General features: G+C 56.3%; 14 protein-coding genes. 10 read left to right on the plus strand and 4 right to left on the minus strand.

Annotation, left to right across the window (positions count from 1 at the left end; all coding sequences use genetic code 11):
* Nucleotides 1-7: 7 nt before the first annotated feature.
* The 3 genes from HAH_RS15905 to HAH_RS15915 all read right to left on the minus strand — a co-directional run bounded on the left by HAH_RS15905 (nucleotide 8) and on the right by HAH_RS15915 (nucleotide 1783).
* Nucleotides 8-517: a hypothetical protein gene (locus tag HAH_RS15905; RefSeq protein ID WP_014030721.1), complete on the minus strand. Its 510-nt coding sequence runs from the start codon at nucleotides 515-517 to the stop codon at nucleotides 8-10.
* Nucleotides 510-1205, minus strand: coding sequence for a nucleotidyltransferase domain-containing protein (locus HAH_RS15910; protein WP_014030722.1), 696 nt, complete (start codon nucleotides 1203-1205; stop codon nucleotides 510-512). Before HAH_RS15910 ends, HAH_RS15905 begins: the two co-directional genes overlap by 8 nt.
* Before the next feature lie 401 nt (nucleotides 1206-1606).
* Nucleotides 1607-1783, minus strand: coding sequence for a nitrate ABC transporter ATP-binding protein (locus HAH_RS15915; RefSeq protein ID WP_233425870.1), 177 nt, complete (start codon nucleotides 1781-1783; stop codon nucleotides 1607-1609).
* Between the two features lie 1026 nt (nucleotides 1784-2809).
* Between HAH_RS15915 and HAH_RS15920 the strand changes: the two genes are divergently transcribed.
* Nucleotides 2810-4156: an orc1/cdc6 family replication initiation protein gene (locus HAH_RS15920; RefSeq protein ID WP_014030725.1), complete on the plus strand. Its 1347-nt coding sequence runs from the start codon at nucleotides 2810-2812 to the stop codon at nucleotides 4154-4156.
* 287 nt (nucleotides 4157-4443) lie between these two features.
* Here the strand turns inward: HAH_RS15920 and HAH_RS20080 are convergent, their stop codons facing one another.
* On the minus strand, nucleotides 4444-4875 hold the full coding sequence (locus HAH_RS20080; protein ID WP_174878669.1) for a hypothetical protein: 432 nt from the start codon (nucleotides 4873-4875) through the stop codon (nucleotides 4444-4446).
* A gap of 647 nt (nucleotides 4876-5522) precedes the next feature.
* Here HAH_RS20080 and HAH_RS15930 point away from each other — a divergent pair.
* From HAH_RS15930 to HAH_RS15970, 9 genes are read left to right on the plus strand one after another with little or no spacing between them, the layout of a single operon-like run.
* Nucleotides 5523-5978 (plus strand): pilin, encoded by a 456-nt coding sequence (locus HAH_RS15930; protein WP_014030727.1) that lies wholly within the window; start codon nucleotides 5523-5525, stop codon nucleotides 5976-5978.
* Nucleotides 5979-5985: 7 nt separating this feature from the next.
* Entirely contained in the window at nucleotides 5986-8061 is a 2076-nt protein-coding gene (locus HAH_RS15935) for a hypothetical protein (protein WP_014030728.1), read from the plus strand.
* Nucleotides 8058-8906, plus strand: a complete 849-nt coding sequence (locus HAH_RS15940; protein WP_014030729.1) for a hypothetical protein — start codon at nucleotides 8058-8060, stop codon at nucleotides 8904-8906. The genes HAH_RS15935 and HAH_RS15940 overlap by 4 nt, the downstream gene beginning before the upstream one ends.
* A 2-nt stretch (nucleotides 8907-8908) precedes the next feature.
* Nucleotides 8909-10573 (plus strand): hypothetical protein, encoded by a 1665-nt coding sequence (locus HAH_RS15945; RefSeq protein ID WP_014030730.1) that lies wholly within the window; start codon nucleotides 8909-8911, stop codon nucleotides 10571-10573.
* Complete coding sequence (locus HAH_RS15950) at nucleotides 10573-13827, plus strand: VirB4 family type IV secretion system protein (protein ID WP_014030731.1); 3255 nt, start codon at nucleotides 10573-10575, stop codon at nucleotides 13825-13827. The genes HAH_RS15945 and HAH_RS15950 overlap by 1 nt, the downstream gene beginning before the upstream one ends.
* A 5-nt stretch (nucleotides 13828-13832) precedes the next feature.
* On the plus strand, nucleotides 13833-14210 hold the full coding sequence (locus HAH_RS15955) for a plasmid mobilization protein (protein ID WP_014030732.1): 378 nt from the start codon (nucleotides 13833-13835) through the stop codon (nucleotides 14208-14210).
* Nucleotides 14207-14680: a hypothetical protein gene (locus tag HAH_RS15960; protein ID WP_011222345.1), complete on the plus strand. Its 474-nt coding sequence runs from the start codon at nucleotides 14207-14209 to the stop codon at nucleotides 14678-14680. Before HAH_RS15955 ends, HAH_RS15960 begins: the two co-directional genes overlap by 4 nt.
* Nucleotides 14677-15432, plus strand: coding sequence for a hypothetical protein (locus HAH_RS15965; RefSeq protein ID WP_023842965.1), 756 nt, complete (start codon nucleotides 14677-14679; stop codon nucleotides 15430-15432). Before HAH_RS15960 ends, HAH_RS15965 begins: the two co-directional genes overlap by 4 nt.
* Nucleotides 15429-17645 (plus strand): type IV secretory system conjugative DNA transfer family protein, encoded by a 2217-nt coding sequence (locus HAH_RS15970; protein WP_014030734.1) that lies wholly within the window; start codon nucleotides 15429-15431, stop codon nucleotides 17643-17645. The genes HAH_RS15965 and HAH_RS15970 overlap by 4 nt, the downstream gene beginning before the upstream one ends.
* Nucleotides 17646-17973: the final 328 nt, after the last annotated feature.

Raw genomic sequence — 17973 nt, forward strand, 5'->3', positions numbered from 1 at the left:
AAGAGACTCAGGCACAGAGACAGACGCCACCCTCTCGAATCTGGCTCACCACAAACTGGTGAACAGCAGTTGCGAGTTCGGTCATTGCTTCGGCTTGTTCTTCGGTCGGACGACCACCACCGTAATAACTCTCAGTTCGATTCTCGCTGTAGAGTTCCTTCATTTCCACAGCCGTATCTCTCTCGAATAGTCCGATCTGGTGTGCCCGGTCGTAGCTGAACTGGTGGTCTTGGAAATCCTGGAGCGTGTCGTTGGTCATCGAGAGCGCATACGCCTCTATTGACCGTTCTATCGCCCCGAAGCAGACCTCTATGACGGCTGTGTAGTACCCGTCCTGTGCTTGGAGTGTGTCGACGACTTCGAGGAGCCGACAGGCTTTGGTCAGCTGCGTCTCCCAGTCTGCGTCGGCGCTGATTCCCTCTTCGAATACCGTCCTCCCTCTGCCGACCATCTCGAAGGCGTCCTGCGCCCGTCCAATGGCGTCAAGCACGGCAGCAGGGTCCGAACCGTTACTCATTGTCGGCACCCTCCTCTAGAAGGAGGTTTTCGACGGTTTCGAAGTCGCTCGTCTTGTAGACCGGAATGCCTGAGACGATAATTTCCCGAATATCATCCGTGTAGGCTGGAATCGCCTGGACAGCCTCAACGTCGATATCGTAGGCGTACCGGTCCCCATCGAATACCATGTCTTCGAGGTCCCGGGCGACGGCGTTCGCTTCCCGCTGGCTCTCTGCCCGCCCGGAACGAGTGAGGACCCAGATATCGATATCACTCCGTCGGTCAGCATCGCCCCGAGCAACGCTACCGTACAGGATGATTCCGACAACGTCGCTGATGGTGTCACGGAGCTTCGTGACCGCCGTTTTGACCGGCTTGTGATACTCCGGTTGGGGAATCCGAAGAATAGGATCGTCTGGGATAGACAGTCGGTCCCTGTTGATCTGTACGAGTCGCTGGTTGCTTTCGGGAGATTCAATCACCAGGTCATTCGAACTGAGAACATCTACTGCTCGTCGCACGGACTGGTGTGAATGGCCGATCTGTGTCGCGAGTTCTCTCAAGGAAAAGTCGCTAAATCGGTGGTTAGTTAAAAATAGAAGAATATCGCTCGTTGCTTTGTGTTTGAATAAATCTGGATCTGAAGTGGGTATCGGAAGCGAAACAGAGGCACCAATTAAATCAGTGCCTTCCGTCTGACGGTTCATATGCCGTAACACGGACCACTAGTATAAAAATATTATATGTATTTCAGACCTTTCATAAATATCTAACTCGGGATCAACACTACCATGCCCAGGGAGACTGACTTCTGTGAGCGGACCTCAGCACGTTCAGTCTATGGGATAATCCGGCACCACGATTCGTGATCCACCGACAATGGCGAGGCGATTCGTACTGATCGTGATTATCTCTGTAATCAAGATCTTACACTTAGAGTGTCTCAGTCTCAAAAGTAGAGTTACCTATCCAACCCTCCGGGGAATAAAGTTGCAGGCTCTCAATTACAGTATATAGTTGACTGACTATGCCCATGAAACACACAGGTCAACCCCCATTCCCAGACTGGATCCAAAGTGCCTACCAGACACTGGAGAGGGCGTACGCCTCAGGCACTGACGAACTCCCCAAGAGTGAAGCACATGAGTTCCTTCTGGCTGAGTCTGAGCATATCGAGGAGCACACTGATGCAGTATACGTAATCGATCGGCTTCTTGACCGTGGCTGGCTCTACGAGGTCGATGGCCAACTCCGCAAAACCGAGTAACACAATCCTATCGGCCATGTCGATAATATTCTTCACTTCAGAGAAGATGATACAACCTCCCTGGAGCCGAGGACGCTATTTGAGCCGATAATGATCGTTCGTTGATTCGGCAGTTGCTTACGGATGGAGTAGCGACGAGGAACCACGACAGCTATCCCGAACTGAACTCACCAAGGCCGATTGCTCGTGGTCCAGCAGCTCAATGACATGGGGATCGTCGTTGCCGGAGTTGTTGACTCGTGACGAAATCTCGTCGGCGTCTACGTCTTTAACCAGCACGAGAGTGGTTCGGAGTGGGTTGTTGGTTATTTTGAGGCTCACGAGGTCGAACCCCCACACCCCGTGTGCGATATGAAATCGGGAGGAGAGTGGGAGGGGGTGGTCGAAGAGATAGACAACGAAACACCAGAAATCCGCGATTTCATGGAAAAGAATTCTCAAAGACAGCAATATTAAGCTGACTACATCTTATGGAAATCTTTATATAGCTACCCTGTCAACTATATCCGTACCGGAACTAGGGTCTGTCGAAATGGAATAGTATATCTCGTGACATAACAACTCTCAATTGTTCCTTTGCTTTTTCCTGGGTTGACGGTCTTTGCCGGTCCTGTGTCTTCTCGTGGGTTCTCCGGGCGAATACCAAGTTCCTCAGATGATTCATCTCCGTTCCCCCTCTCGCTAAATTCATATCGCACACGGGGTGTGGGGGTAGCTTAGTGACGAGATCCCATCTCACTCAGGATAGCCGAGAGATATTCTTGGTACTATCCGGCCCGAGACTACGTCTGATATTTCATCTTGCACACGGGGGGTGCCTCCGCCGAGTTCTTTTGACTCGCCTTGACATCAACAGCTGTTTGATGAATTATTCGGGATTTCATATCGCACACGGGGGGTGACTACGACCAATTGATTTCGCCCGCGGTTACCCAATCTCATCTACTACCCTCGCCTAAATGCACTCTACCTCTTGAATTCGGATGATTTAACCTCGCACACGGTATCACTATTTATTTATAGTTTCGCCCTAACTGCGCAAACATGCCTGACGGCGACGATCAAGAATCCCTCTCACAATCTATTAAAGGCCGTCTTCAGGAGGGCGTTCAGAACTCTGTCTTTCGAGATAAGGGACTTCTCGACCCGGATGCCGTCATCGATGAGGACCGGATTGTCGGTCGCGATGACCAACTGGACGACATTATCACCTACCTACGACCGGCACTGCAGGGGAATCGACCACCCAATATGCTCCTCTATGGGCCGTCGGGAACCGGCAAGTCACTCATCATCAATGCGGTCTGTCAGCAGGTTCTCGAACTCGCGACCTCGCAAGGAGATCGGTTCGGTGTCATCAAAATCAACTGCCAGACGATCAAATCCCACGATCGGGCTGTCTATCGACTTGTGAAGAACGCGGCTGAAGAAGCTGGCGTCGACGTCGGCGTCCCAGAGAGTGGGATTTCGACTGACCAGAAGCTTGATCGATTCTACGAGATTTTGAGCAATAACTTCGACTCAGTTATCATCATTCTCGACGAGGTCGACCTCCTAGTGGGTCGGCAACGTGATCCGAACGATGAGCCGGCGTATTCGAAACTGCTCTACCAACTGTCGCGAGCCTCCCAGCTTGGTCGCATCGAGGGGCACGTATCCGTTGCTGCGCTTACGAATGACCCCCGGTTCATGGAGGATCTCGACGGCCGGGCAGAGAGTTCGTTCAATCCGCAGGACGTCGTCTTTCCCGACTACGATGCGAACCAACTGCAGGCGATTCTCGAACGCCGTCGCGACGCGTACCAAGACAACGTCCTTGAGGACGGAATTATTCCGATCAGTGCCGCATTTGCTGCTCAGGATCACGGTGACGCACGGAAAGCAATCGATCTGTTCCGAAAGGCGGGTGAAATCGCCGACCGAGCTGAAGAAGATACGGTCCGTGAAGCGCATGTTCGCGATGCTCAGAAAGAGGCCGAACGGGACCGAACGCTAACGCAGATGCAGGGATTATCAACGCAGAAGAAACTCTCACTTTACGCCACCGCGATTGTTCCTGTTTACTCGCAGCGAAATTTGAATGCCGTCCCCAGTACGGTTGCCTTCCGAGTGTACCAGTATCTCACCGACATTCTAGATGCTGCTGAAAAATCGCGCGACTCCTATTTGCGATATATGAATGAGGCTGAAACCTATAATTTCGTCACGTCTGAGAAACGTGGGCGCGGCTACGGCAGTGGTGTCCACAAGGAGTACACATTTGTCGACGATCCGGAAGTGGTCGCCGAGACACTCCAGACTGACTTCCGACTTGAGGGTGCTGAACACGAGGAAGATCTTGTCAAATCTGTTGTCAACGCGCAGATAGACGATTTCTTCGAAGGGAACTAACACGAAGAGACGCCGACGGCGGCATCAAATTCGTTTCGCACACAGGGGAGTGGCCTCGGTGAGCGTATTATTAGAATGACTAAGTATGTCTGACAACAGTACGCAAGATTTCATTTCGCACACGGGGTGTCTCCTCTAGACTGATCAGTCAATTCAGCTCTCACACGGGGTCCACGCGGAAAGCGACCAAAATCATATCGCACACGGGGAGCCCTACCTCGACTCCGTCGGCGAATTCACTTCGCACACGGGGGGTGTGATCCGACGAAATAACAACAGTTGTCGTCTTATTCGTCCGGGTTGACTGGCCCTTTATATTTGGAGATTACCTTATCGTCTTCCCGCCACTGCCAGTAATAATAGCGGTTGTCGTTGATCTCCTTGATCGTGACTGTGGCTTTCGGCGGGACGTTGTCCGGAAGCTCATCCTGCTGCTCGTCAACCTCGTCGGGACGGCTGTTGTCCGTGACCCACGCTGCGGTGTACTTGGTAGTCTCGAAGGTGGGTTCCTCCGTGGACGCCTCCGCCGTGGTCGTCTCGCTGGATTCCACGATGGCTCGTGTCTCATTGGCCAACCGGGTGTGGTCGGCTTCTTCACCCACACGCTTCTCGTAGCCGGCGAGGCCCTCACCAGTGCGTCGGTCAACGAGCTCTGGAATTGGCTCCTTGTCCGACTGGTCTGCTTCGGGGAGATGCGCCAGACCGAGGCTTTCAGCCACTTCCGCGTCCGATTTGGTTTCGTACTCACTATGGTCCAGTTCCTCGGTTTTACTTCTCTTGTGGTATCGTTTACCGGCGCCCAGAGTTGACGACATGGGGGTGTGTGCGGCGACATTGATGACATGGGAGTGGTCCACGACATGGACGACCCAAAGCTCTGATTTCAATCTGGCTCGTTTACTGCCCCGCTTTTGTCTTTCTATGAAACTAACCTAATGACTGTTCTATTGATCCGATTCTATAGCTTCACTGCAGTCATCTTTGGCTGACCCAATTATGTTAAATATACCACCAGCAGACACCGTCAATATTAGCTCTTTAATTACCGTAATATCTGACATAGTATCTGGGATTTCTGAGGCTGAATGAATAGTTAACAAGACTACTAGTTGATGTACTAATACGTATTCCACTTAGCATTAGGATTCATGCGGTTCGAAAATTAAGGCATTGCCGAGTAAGACTACCTATCACAATCTAGAACCCTTCATCTTGTTCACAAGTTTTTTGATAGTCTCACTGTCAATACGTGCTGGCGAATTCAGAATAGGATTCACCAACTGTGTAAGAAAGGTAACACAACAGCGGTAGCGGATCACCTGTGGGGAATCGGTGGGCAAGCAAGACCGCAAAACCAGAGACATCTATGTCAACGCAAACCAACGAATCGAACGCATCGAACACACAACCAACACTTTACACTCACGCGAAGCGGCGGTTTGCTGACGCGTGGCTCACGCCCGGCGTGCGACAGGCGACCCAACTGCTGTTGATCCTCACGCTGTTTGCTGGCTCGGCGATGGGCCAGACCGACGTCGGGAACATCTACTGTGACACTGCTGTCGAGGACGGCGTCGACGTCGTCTTTGGCGCACTGGCTGGTCTTGGCCTGCCAGCGACGATGGTGTTCGTCGGTCGCAGTGGCCTGTCGTATATGCGAGCCTCTGGCAACCCGAACCAGCAAAACGAGGCTCGCCGGGACCTTATCCTCTCGCTGGTCGGCCTCGGCGTCGTCGTGCTGGCAATCGTGGCTCCAGAACTCATCACGAAGTTCGGGGACAACGTCGGTTTCGGCTTCTCTGACTGCGTGACGCCATTCTGAAGATACGATGCCATCACTCCGCTCACTGCTGATGATCGCGGCCCTTTGCTCGCTGCTCTCGACAGCCGCAGCTGCGGGGCCGGCGGCCACTGGCAGCAACCCAGCCCAAATTGAGCGGGGGACGGCACACTCCCTTCCCGACGCGAGTCACGGTGGCGTGGGGATACTCCAACAGAACGCCACCGCGCCGAATGGCTCCAACAGCGAGGGAACACAGACGAATCGCACTGACAACAACGACTCCAGCGTCCAAGACCCAGCAGGCAACGAGACAGCAGGCAACAGGACAACAGCCAACGGAACCGAGGGCAACGAGTCCGTTGATCGAGGGCCAGCGGCGAACCAAACAGAAGCAAACAGATCCGTCGAACTCGGAGCAAGGCAGAACCTCAGCGCGAAAGTCTCGTGCTACGAGAACGCCTCGAACCCGCCGGCCAATGCGTCAGTGGGAGAAAACGCGACAGCAGGCGTTGTGCCCCCGAACCGGTCCTACCACCACAACCACACGTTCTTCCGTGCGCTGTGGTCTGGCGACCCTGACCATCCGAACCTTACGCGGGCCGACCGGACCGGGGCTGAGAACGGCACGCTGGCCGTCCTCCCCTCTTGCACGGGAGATATGGTCTCTCGCGAACCATCGAACACAACGCTGTGGAACCGGCCCGAACACGACTCGTTCCGGACTGGCATCGAGAACGCCTCGCACCCAGTGAACGTCACGGACACTCGCTCTGGCATCTGGATTCGTGACGCCTACGTCGCGTTCTTCAGCATCGAGCCATCAACGGTCGTCCACAAAAAGTCGGGTACGGAACGGCTGGTCCGTGCGAACGGGACCGTGCGTGCCATTCACGACTACCGGGTGTACATCTCGGAGTTCTTCGAGGACGACTTCCGCGTCCTGAATACGTCGACGAACACGACGCTGTACGCCAACGGCACTGCGATGGACAACAGCACTGCCGCCCAGCCCACGCTCAACTACACGGAGATCAACGGGACCACGGAACTCCAGTTGGTCACGACGATCTCGACGAATCTCTCGGAGATTGGCGATGACGAGATTGACGAGTACGAACTGACGGTTACGGACTCGCGGACGGTCCAGGTGGAAAACCTCTCCGAGCGGGAGATGGTCGTCGAGCCCGGCGTCGTCCCGAACGGCAGAGGGGCCACGACCGACGACTATCGGATCGGGACCGTAATCCCCGGCAGCTGGCAGAGCGTCCAGTTCGATGGCGGATACGAGGTCCAGAGCAAGTGGCGGTTCTATACCCGCTCACCGCCCGGCTGGGCGAACTGGTCGGAGAACACGACCACGCCAGTACGGCCACTCGAAACCCATGCTGTCCGGACGACGGAAGGTCCGGCAGTCACGGTCAACCGCGTCCAAAATGAGAGTTCCGACGGCTGGCGGTTCGTGCCGTCGCTCGAAGCGACGTATCCGACGAATGCGACTGTGAACACGACGGCGAACGCGACCAACAGGACGACGCTCCCGCCGGAGATTCGGATCAACCGTTCGGAGACGTTCACGACGGCAGATCGGTTCACGATACGGAGTGCGGAACAACTCCGGACAGAGAACTTCGAGATCAACGGACTGGTTCGCGGGAACAGCATCGAACAGCCAGCGGACTCGACGAACCCGACGCTAATCCGCGAGGTCAACATCACCTCTGAGGTCGTCAACTCGACTGACAACTCGACGGACCTGCTGGTCCGGGTCGAACCGACGGCTGGCTTCCCGATTGCGGCAGGGAACGTTACCGTCGCAACGGGACAGTCCCGGGTCGAACGGCCACTGTCTGGCGATGATGAGATTACGGTCACCGTCGACCAGGGCGAAGTCTCCTCGGCGATAGTCACGTATCGTCCGGCCCAAATCTGGTGGGAGCAAGGGCGTGCTGTCCCGGTACGAGACACCCAAGAGCGGGTCGCCTACGAAGTGAATCTCCCCGACCTTGCGGAGTTCATCGACCTCGCTGTAGTGACGCTCCTGACGGTGTTGCCGGCTGTGCTGGCGCTGTATGGCTACGACGTCTGGACGAGAGGCAAATTTGTTGGTTGGTATAATCCATGACAAAGCAAAATATACCACGAAATAGCAGTATCGACCGCAGAACAGTGCTTGGACTCCTTAGCGGGAGCCTTGCCGCGCTTGCAGGCTGCAGTGGCGGGCTGTCTAATAGCGGTGACGGAGGTGACGGAAGCGCCGGCCCACCAGAAGAGCAGTCCGACTACATCGAAGAGACGTCGATTGAGATTGTCGAGAACGGCCGTCAATTGGCTCTGGAAGTGGCTGTGACCGATGAGATCGAGCCCTCATCGGTCAGCATCATCACAGAGTCCGGGCGGGAGTTCGTCAGCGACTATTTCAGCCCCGGTGAAACCCGGACACGCCTTTCGCTAACAGAGGGCGAGGACTCGAATGAGCCGCTGCCTCGGGGCCAGCACACACTCTATCTCCGTGGTGACGACGTCGAAACTAAACTCCCACTCGAACTGGGCACCACGTTTGAGTTTGAAGAAGCCGTTCCTGGGACTGAGCACGAAAAGATCCGCGACGATAGCTTAGGGGTGGTTGTCCGGAATGTGGGCCAGCGAACTGGCGCAGCAACGCGGACAATCCTCAATGGAGAAAACAAAGACAGCAAAGCATTTGAACCAATAAAGCCGGGTGAAACCGGGATTGTCGAATTTACTTTTCTCCTCTCCGATGGCCCACACTGCGTAAAAGTCGAAGAAACGACTCTAAGAGAGGAGGAATTGACTGTTGGATTCCTCTGGAGTGACCCGGTTACTGTCATCCAACCTATCAAGTATACTGACAGGTTTGACAGCACCGGTAACGGGTGCAAACGAACCCTAGCTGGTGAGCCAGAAGAGGTCACCACAACCCCGACAAAGACGGAGACGGAGACGTAGCAATGCAGTCGGGAATTGCTGGGGAAATCGTGAAGGAGGTTGTCGAGAGAGTGGTTGGAGAACTCTCATCGGCAATTACAGCTGGTATCAGCGGCTTCTTTGCTCAACTTAAAACGCAGATAATCAATTATCTTGATGGGTTTTTCCAAGCCATTATTGATCCGATGGTGCGGACGCCTGCTCCTGAAGGACCGAATTCAGCAGCCCCCGTCGACATTGCATTTGAGTCTGCGAGTAATGTCCCATGGGACTCGCTAATATCGGGTATCTATTTTGAGGGGGTAGTCGGGCTAGCACTCGGACTGCAGTTCATCGTCTTGGCGATGATTGGGCTTAGATACGGGTCGATGAACCCGATTATCCGGAAGAAACTCCTACGTCGCCTCGGAGTAGCATTTCTTTCGCTGTTCTTCTGGCTCCCGGTAGCCTCGCTGGGGACGCAGTTCTTCGACGCTATCGGAAATGTAATCTACCGTTCCGGTCAGTCGAAAGAAGAGATTGCTGCACTAATCAGCTCAGCCCAGCAGATTGCGGATCTCAGCCTTGGGATCTTCGTCGTTCTGATGATCGTCGGACTGTACGTTTACCTCAAGGCGGCGTTCATCTTCATCACTCGGTGGCTGCTGGTCTTCCTGCTGACGCTGTCGATGCCACTGGTTGCGACGTTCTGGGCAGTCGAAGTCTGGCCGCTGAACCGCTTCTCGGGACTGGCAAAACAGGTCGCCGGCGCGTATCCCGGAGTCCTCGCTGCGGGTATCCCGCCTGCAATCTTGATCCGCATGAGCTTCGAGGCGACAAACTGGGGACTTCCCTCTAAGCTATCGCTGTTCATCAGCCTCGTGACGCTGTACTTGGCGGCGAAGTCTCAGAAGGTCCTCATCCAGCGCAGTAGCCGTGTGGCAATCCAAGTCAGCGAACAGGCGCTCGCCGGCGGCAAAAAACCACTCAAGATCGGTGCGGCGGCTGGTGGTGCGGCGGCGACAGCCGGCGCTGGCGCGGTCGGCGGCCCCGGCGCAGCAATGGCGACGGGTGGCACGATTCGAGCTGCCTCAGGCGCTGCAAAAGGGCGTGTCGGCAGTGCTGCCACGGGAGCCCAGATGGTCCACCGCCAGATGGCAGCTAACCCCGCTGGCATGAAGAGGGGTTCTAGCGGCGGCCCCACCGGCTCCGGTGGCGGCAGTAGTCCCACCGGCTCCGGAGGTGGCGGCAACAGTGGCTCCGGCGGCGGTGGCTCAGGCGGTTCCGCTCCGCCTTCTGGCGGCGGCAGTGGCAGTAGCGGGTCTGGTGGATCTGGTGGCTCACCGCCCTCTGGCGGCGGGAGCGGCAGTGGAAGTCCCCTCAACAGCCGATTCACCAACGGTGGTTCGTCCGGCTCGTCCGGCGACTCTAAGAGTGACGACACCCCGATTAGTGAACTCCAGACGAAGATGGAGCAGCAAACCAAGATGGAGCGCCAGACGCAGATCAACTCTGGCGATACCAGAGTCTACGAGTCTGACTCAGACCCGCCGTTCTCGGATGGGAAACCCGACGAAAACGGGACCGATACCGACTCTGGTGGGTCCGAGTCGTACGACTCGCTCAAGGATGTGTTTGCGACTGATGACGATATATTAGGGCCGGATGTGTACCGCGACGGCCTGCCGCACAAGGAGGATGACGACTAATGGCTGACTCAGAAGAAGAGTACAATACGAACATTATCCACGAATCCCTCGGAGATTCGACCAACTTCTGGGGCGACTACACACTCGGGGAACTTATCCTGTTCCTCATCCCGCCGTTTGGCTTCCTCGTTGCGATGGGGATGCCGTTCGTGCCGGCGGCGCTGTTCTTCCCCACGTTGGCACTCACAGCGGTCGTGGAAGTCTTCCTGTACATCCTGCACAAAGTCCGGCCAGATCACTATCGCCTGACTGAGTGGCTGCGAGTCAAACTGTTCTGGCTCGTCAAAAAGCGCCAGTACACTCACGGCCAGGGGAATCAGGATACTCGGCAGGTCACGCGACTAGAGCGGGTTATGCCCCACGGCATTGAGCGCGTCGACGGAGCGTACGTCGGTGCGGTCGAAGTCGAGCCCGCCAATATGTCGCTACAAGATGACGAGAAATGGGACAAAGCCGTCAAGTCACTCACACGCCTGTCTGAATCCCTGACTGGGCGGGCGAAACTCCATGTCACGACGGCCGAAGTCGACAACGAGTCCCACATTCAGGCACACGTCGACCGACTCGACGACCCCGATGCGAAGAGCCATTCGATCTTCCGGGGCGTCCTCATGGAGTTCGTCAACCGCTACACCGACGACAGCGGCAACGTTGAGACTGAGACTGAACTCCAGCGCAAGTACTACATCGTCGTCTGGGTCACTGACGACGATATCCATGATCTCCAGATGAACAGCGACTCCATCGCGGATTACCTGACTGGGATACCGGTCATTGGGCGGCTGTTCACTCGGTTCGACAGTGACACGCTCACTGACGCCGAGCGAGAGGAGTTCAAAGCCAAGAAGCTCCACGACCGGCTCGAAACCGTCGACAGAGCAGTCAACAATATGTTTCGGTGCCGTAGCCGGTCGGTCAGCCCCCACGAACTGGCGCACTTGACCGAGGACTACTGGGCCTGCGAAACGCGGTCCGAGCGGGAGTACGAAGAGGCGGCCTCCGTCTCCCCGGTGACGTACTCGGCACGGGAACTCATCAAGCACGGCGAGGGTGCCGCAGCCCATGACGCTGCGGAGGGGATGGACACCGACGACGTCGGTGGGACCGACTACGAGGTCGACGAGACCGACTTCGTCTCCCAACTCCACCGGCCCGGTGAGAACCATCGGTCACTGGTCGCGCCGACAGATATCGAGTGGGAAGCCGACCACGCCCTCATCGACCAAGAGACGTACACCCGGTGCTTCTGGATCGAGACGTATCCCGAGCATCCGACGAGTGGGATGCTGGAGCAACTGCTATTGGATACGGACCTTGCCGTCGACGTCTCAATCCACATCGACCCATACGACGCTGATACAGCAGTGTCGGTGATGAAAGAGTGGATCTCCTCCCTGAAGATGCTGCAAAACGATAAGGGGGAGCTGGAAGCGGAGGATATCGAACAGGAAGTCAACCAGGCAAAGTACATCCGGCAGATGGTCCGGCGCAATCACACGTCGCTGTTCCGTGTCGGAGCGTTCATCCGGCTGACGGCTGAGACCGAAGAAGACCTCCGGAAGCAAACGAACCGGCTCGAAACGCTGCTGCGCGACTCGCCGTCGAACTGCGGCGTCAAGCGAACGACCCGCCGGCAGGAAGCAGGACTGGTGACTGTCTCGCCGATCGGGGCCAACGAACTCGGACAAAACCGACTCTCCTCAATGACCGGGGAAGCGCTCGGGTCGCTGTTCCCGTTCTCGTCGAACTACCTGCGGATGGAGGACGGCATCGAGTACGGACTGCACGGGCACAACGACTCCTCGCTGTTGATCGACCCGTGGGAACTGGAAACTGGCCACTCGGAGCTGGTGACTGGAATGCCCGGCGGCGGGAAAACCCACGGCACGCAGGCTCGGGCGATGCGGATGCTGAAAAAGCGGTCGGACGTCAAGCAGATCTACATCGACCCGGTCGGGGATATGCACGGCAGCGCGAAGATGCTGGATGCAAAGACGATCACAATCAGCGGCGAGACGCCGCTGAACCCGTGCGAGATGCATCCGACGCCTCAGCATGTCCTCGAACAATCCCCGGATATGCAGCCGGTCTCTGCCAAGAAAGACGAAGTGTACGGGGTCATCGAGAACTTCCTGCAATCGCGGGATGTCGATCTGGAGATGCACAGCGGCCTCATCACGTTCCTGATCGACACGATATTCTCCGAGTCCGATATCGACCCAGCGGACCCGTCGACGCACACGCCGGAGAACTCGCCGGACCTGAGTGACTTCCTCGAAGTGGTCGACCGTCTCCAGGAAGAGCCGGGAATGTTCCCCGGAGCGACAACGGAGTCCTCCCAGCAGAAAATCCAGCAGTACGCAAACGAACTCTCGATTGCGCTGCATCCGTTCCGACCGGGGAGTACGTTTGGCAACCTCTCGAAAGAGTCGGACCTGCGGCTGATCGACGACAGCAGCAAGGCCGTCTATCTGGACCTCCAGCAGGTCGAAGGCTCGGGCAGTGGCCTCGGCAAGCAATCGTTCATCATGCAGTTGCTGCTGAGCACGCTGTACCAGCAGGCCAAGAATATGCAGCAGAAGGTCGAGATCATCATCGACGAAGCTCACTACCTGTTCAACGACGACGCGAACTTGGAGTCGCTGAACCAGATTGCTCGCCACCAGCGCCACGCTGGACTCCGGCTAGTGATGCTGTCCCAGACGCTCTCTGAGTTCGAGGATAAGGGAGCCGCTGAGGAAATCGCAGGAATGTGCCCGATCAAGGTGCATCACCGCGAGCCGGAACTGGGCGATGAAACCGCAACAAGCGCTGGCCTGACGGACGAACAGCAGTCCTACATCCAGCACGCCGAAGCCGGCAAGGAGTCGCTGGGCGACGGACAGGGCTACTCGCAAGCACTGGTTCGCGTCGACGAACATGGCGATTACCCGCTGACGATCAAGACGTCGTGGGAGGAAAAGCAGATCATTGACCTCGACGCTGACGCGGAAGATGCGCTCGACGTTGTTGCTCACGAGGCTGACTCCCGCGCTGCTGATTTCGAAGAGTTCGTCCATTCCAAAGCAGTCGAACAAGAGCTAACGAATCACGGATTATCGCCTGAGAAGGCTGAACACGTCCTCAACGGACTCAGCGAAGACGAGTTGGTGGATGTGGTGTCTGTAGCGCTTGACCAGACACAGCCAGAAGCAGTTGTCGCTGACGGTGGTATCGAGGCAGAGACTGATGCGGAGTTTGACACTACGGAGTAATTCACATGGATGAAACAGTTACAGTTCGGTTGAGTGCAGAGCAGCGAAAAGAGATCGTGAAGCAGGCTAACAAAACGGGAGAAGGGGTTTCAGAGTACATTCTGAAAGCTACGGAACAGCGTATATCTCGTGAACTACAGGAACAGCGTGCGGGGGAATTAAATCTTGGATCGGAACTGGACTACATCGCTGATGCCGTCGTCGAAGACGTTGAGGAAGCAACAAACGTTGACACGGATCAGGAACTGTTCTACTCGGTCGCTCTGTGGGATTTAATCTCCTCAGAATTCCCGGCAGACAAGCGCGCTACTGCGATGGAGGAAGCGACTGGTAAACTAGAGGAAGAGGTTGAAACCATCCGAAACAAGGAGGGTCAGGAATGACTGAGAGACGCACTCTACTCCAGATTTACACGACCGAAGAGAACAAAAAATTGTTTGACCAGCTGGCTGACGCCGCGGGGACATCCACCTCCGAATATGGACACGAGGTTATCGAGGACTACGTTGAATGGGAGACTGGAGAGAGTCAGTATCAGCGGTACAGCACTAACACAAAAATCGAAGCTCTGCTGGAGGAGGCAAAACGCGAGGTGACAGAGCTGTTAGAAGAATTTGAGTCTGGAACAATGGAGGAGGTAAAAACCGTCCAAAAAGTCCGGACGGCATACACCATCGCGATCTGGAAACTGATTCAAGATGACTACTCAGCTGAACAGCGACGGCTTGCGCTGAAATTTGCCGGCGAGCATGTTGGGAGAGATCCAGACATAGAATCGCAAACACCAGACGAGGAAAGCAACCCTGAGTCAGATGCCTCGACCGCTGCTGAATCGGCAGGTGAGAGTGCATGATGCTGAAAACAGATTATCAGGAGGGTGGTGCAGGGAACCTCGTCGATTACATTCAGCGTGATCGCGAACAGGACGCCGGCGCGACGGTCGACCTCCGAAACCCCGCCGGGCGAGAACTGTCTGACTCAGAGGTGAATCGGTTTGTCGACAAGAGCCGCGAGTTCGGATTCCAGCGGCATTTAATCGTCTCGCCAGACCCTACAGGACAATATTCGCCAGAAGAAGTCCGTGATAACACTCGGGAGCTGGTGAATAGCGGGCTGGCTCAACAGCCGACAACCGACTGCGTGTATGGCGTTCACCGAGACACAGAGTTTCCCCATGCACATATCGCGGCGACTGGCGAGCGTGCGGAATTAGAAATGGGTCGGGAAGATATCCGGCAGATGCGCGAACAGGCAGCGACCGCGTTTGAAGAACCCGCTCGAACACGCGACCCAACGGCTGCCCCTCGCGATGCTCCGGAGGACATTGGCCGAGTCGTGGATCAAGAAGCTCGGGAGCAGTACCACGAGGCAGAACTGTCGCTGAACCCCGAAGCAGAAAAAGCCCTCAAGCGCGCGACTGAGAAGGGCCAGCAGAAAGACGTCGGACAACCCACGGCTGAGAAAGCGAGCGATGAGCGCCAAACTGAGCCACTCTCAGAACGTGCTGCGGAGAGAGCCGAAGAACAGGCGGCAACTGAACGCGAACCCGAAGCTGCGCTTGAACGCGAGCAGGAACCCGAACGCGAAGTCGGGTGGTGGCAGTGAGTTCTAGTTCCTCTGCACCACCGGGACAACGCTCCGGAGAGGTTCCGAATAGCCTCAAGTACGACAACGTCGTCGGGTTCGTCTGGGCCGGGTTCATGCTGTTGTTCCCACCGATGATCGTCGATAGTGACAAGGTCCTTCCGAAGCGGTTCTGGGCGTGGCGCTACATCTACCTCGGGTTCGGACTCATCAGCACGGCGTTCTTCTATGACGTGCTTGTCCAGACACCCAGCGCAGCGCTGTTGTTCCCGTTCGCACACGTTCTGGCTGCCATCTCAGTCGGAACACTATTCGCTGACTTCACCGTGCCGGGGCTATCGCTGCCGATGGTCTCGTACTCGACCACGGTGCTCCTGTATGCCATCTCAATCGGTATCGTGTTCTCAGGGGAACTGCTCCGCCGGACCTCGCCGGAAATGCTCGCGATGAACCAGTGGGACCACGACGACGGAGAGTCCGTCGTCCCACTCGAAGAGGTCTCTCACGAACACGAAGAGGCTGAGATGCCGTTCACGCTCGATCAGGATGTCTCTACAGCCGTCGTAGGGGAAACCGGGAGTGGGAAGACGTCGATGATGAAGCTGCTGGCCTACCAGTTCCCGTACTACAGTAACACGGCAGTCATCGCCCACGACACCGGCGAGGACTTTCAAGCATTCTACGAGGAGTTGGGCTTCGACGTTCAGCGCATCCGCCACGAAGACAGCGACGTAGTCTGGAATCTGTTCAAGGACGCCGATTCAGAGTCGGACTTCCGCGAGGTCGCCGGCGCGATCTTCGGCGAAGCCGACGGCCACGACCCATTCCATCGGCCCGCCAAACAGACCTTCGCGGAGATGCTGATGTACCTCCATCTCAGCGCGAAAAAGAACAGTCGCCGTCACGCGCTCTGTCATGCCGATATCGTCTCGCTGCTCAACGAGGGCCACATCGCGCTCAAGAAAGCCCTTGACGAATTCGACCGGCTGGACTCGGGTCACATCGACCCTGACAAGGGGAAAGGCGCACAGAACGTCTACCAGACGATCAAAGAGAACGTCGATCCCGTCTTCACTGGTGACTTCGGAGACTACGGGGAGTTCTCCCTGCAAGAGTACATCGAGAACCCGGAAGGCCGGGTCCTAATTATCGACTCGAACCCAACGGAACTGGAAACGCTTGGGCCGATGTATCAGCTGCTCGCGGACTGGTCGATCCGCTACGCGATGAATGCCTCGAACCCGACGGTCCATATCCTCGACGAGATTGACGCGCTGCCGGCGCTTACTCAGGTAACGAACCTCACGGCCCGAGGCCGGAAACACAAGGCTCGGGCACTAGTCGGCGTGCAAACAATCGGCCAGCTCAAGGACACGTACAGTACAATCTCTGGCATTGTCGGCAACTGTCCACAGGGAGTTTACTTCGGACCTGGTGACAGCGAGTCGACGGACTTCATCCTCGACGAACTCGGCGAGAGTCGGCAGTATGATCGCTCCGAGATGGTGTCGATGAGCCACCAGGGACGCGGCGAGAACCCCCGAACACAGGCTCGGGACACGTACAAAGAGAAGGACAAGACGCCGGTCACATCCGGCCTGCTCCGAGACTTCCAGCCCGGTGAGTGCGTTGCCGTCTCTCGGACGACGTGGGTCCACGGGCAGTCTTATGAACTGGCGGACGTTCGCGATAGCCTTCCGGCGCAAGGTGCGGAGTCACCGGGCAGTTCGGAACCGGAACCCACCGAGGATGATACCGACATCGAGAGTGACAGCTGGTTCTCGTTCACTCGGGCCCGACTTGATGATGTGCTCTATGGGTCACTTGGTGAGGACGACGACGATGAGTCCAGAGAGAGTGGCCCGGATCGTGACCCCGAAGTCGAGCCGACCGTCGACGCGACAGACGGGTTGGGCGACGACGAGTCGAGCGACCCACTCGACCAGACAACAGCAAACACTGCCGTCACGTCTCCGGACACAGATCACCCGAACCTATCAGATTCAGAAGATGAGTATGACGGTGGCGATCACGACCAGCAGTCCGACGACAACACTGGCGGACTCTTCTCTGAGCCGGACCCAGATCCCAGCTTAGGAGGGACGGAATCTGCCGAGCAGGAAGGTGGTGAATCACCCACTGAATCAGATGCAGAGGGGGACTCAAACGAGACTGAAGAGCGGGACGAAACTGAGTCAAAAGAGGAAGAGCGCGACGTATCTGAGTTCATGTAATCCGCCGTTGTGAACTCGTTCCTCTGTATAGAATATCTAATACTTTTGTGCTGTTCTGTGACTGTAATTCTCTCTACGCCGCTGGTAAGAGTGGATTGCAAGAACGTCTATCTCCAATTCTATCAAATTTCGACACTTACCTTTATTGCTACCATTATATCGTTGAAATCGCAAGACTGCGGCGGTTTTCACCCGGTCTGAATCACCGGCAGTGAATCACCACCCCCGACTGACACAAACCCAAATCGCAAGACGGCGGTCGAATTATTCACCGAAAACCGCCGATGTAACACACTCTTTATCTTGTCCTTTGGAGATTCAGTCGTGA

This window comes from Haloarcula hispanica ATCC 33960 (assembly GCF_000223905.1).
Classification (GTDB): Archaea; Halobacteriota; Halobacteria; order Halobacteriales; family Haloarculaceae; genus Haloarcula; species Haloarcula hispanica.

Coding starts and splice junctions, on each gene's coding strand:
- HAH_RS15950 (WP_014030731.1), top strand. CDS start 10,573: ATGGCTGACTCAGAAGAAGAGTACAATACGAACATTATCCACGAATCC.
- HAH_RS15905 (WP_014030721.1), bottom strand. CDS start 517: ATGAGTAACGGTTCGGACCCTGCTGCCGTGCTTGACGCCATTGGACGG.
- HAH_RS15955 (WP_014030732.1), top strand. CDS start 13,833: ATGGATGAAACAGTTACAGTTCGGTTGAGTGCAGAGCAGCGAAAAGAG.
- HAH_RS15965 (WP_023842965.1), top strand. CDS start 14,677: ATGATGCTGAAAACAGATTATCAGGAGGGTGGTGCAGGGAACCTCGTC.
- HAH_RS15945 (WP_014030730.1), top strand. CDS start 8,909: ATGCAGTCGGGAATTGCTGGGGAAATCGTGAAGGAGGTTGTCGAGAGA.
- HAH_RS15910 (WP_014030722.1), bottom strand. CDS start 1,205: ATGAACCGTCAGACGGAAGGCACTGATTTAATTGGTGCCTCTGTTTCG.
- HAH_RS15930 (WP_014030727.1), top strand. CDS start 5,523: ATGTCAACGCAAACCAACGAATCGAACGCATCGAACACACAACCAACA.
- HAH_RS15935 (WP_014030728.1), top strand. CDS start 5,986: ATGCCATCACTCCGCTCACTGCTGATGATCGCGGCCCTTTGCTCGCTG.
- HAH_RS15920 (WP_014030725.1), top strand. CDS start 2,810: ATGCCTGACGGCGACGATCAAGAATCCCTCTCACAATCTATTAAAGGC.
- HAH_RS15915 (WP_233425870.1), bottom strand. CDS start 1,783: ATGGCCGATAGGATTGTGTTACTCGGTTTTGCGGAGTTGGCCATCGAC.
- HAH_RS15940 (WP_014030729.1), top strand. CDS start 8,058: ATGACAAAGCAAAATATACCACGAAATAGCAGTATCGACCGCAGAACA.
- HAH_RS15960 (WP_011222345.1), top strand. CDS start 14,207: ATGACTGAGAGACGCACTCTACTCCAGATTTACACGACCGAAGAGAAC.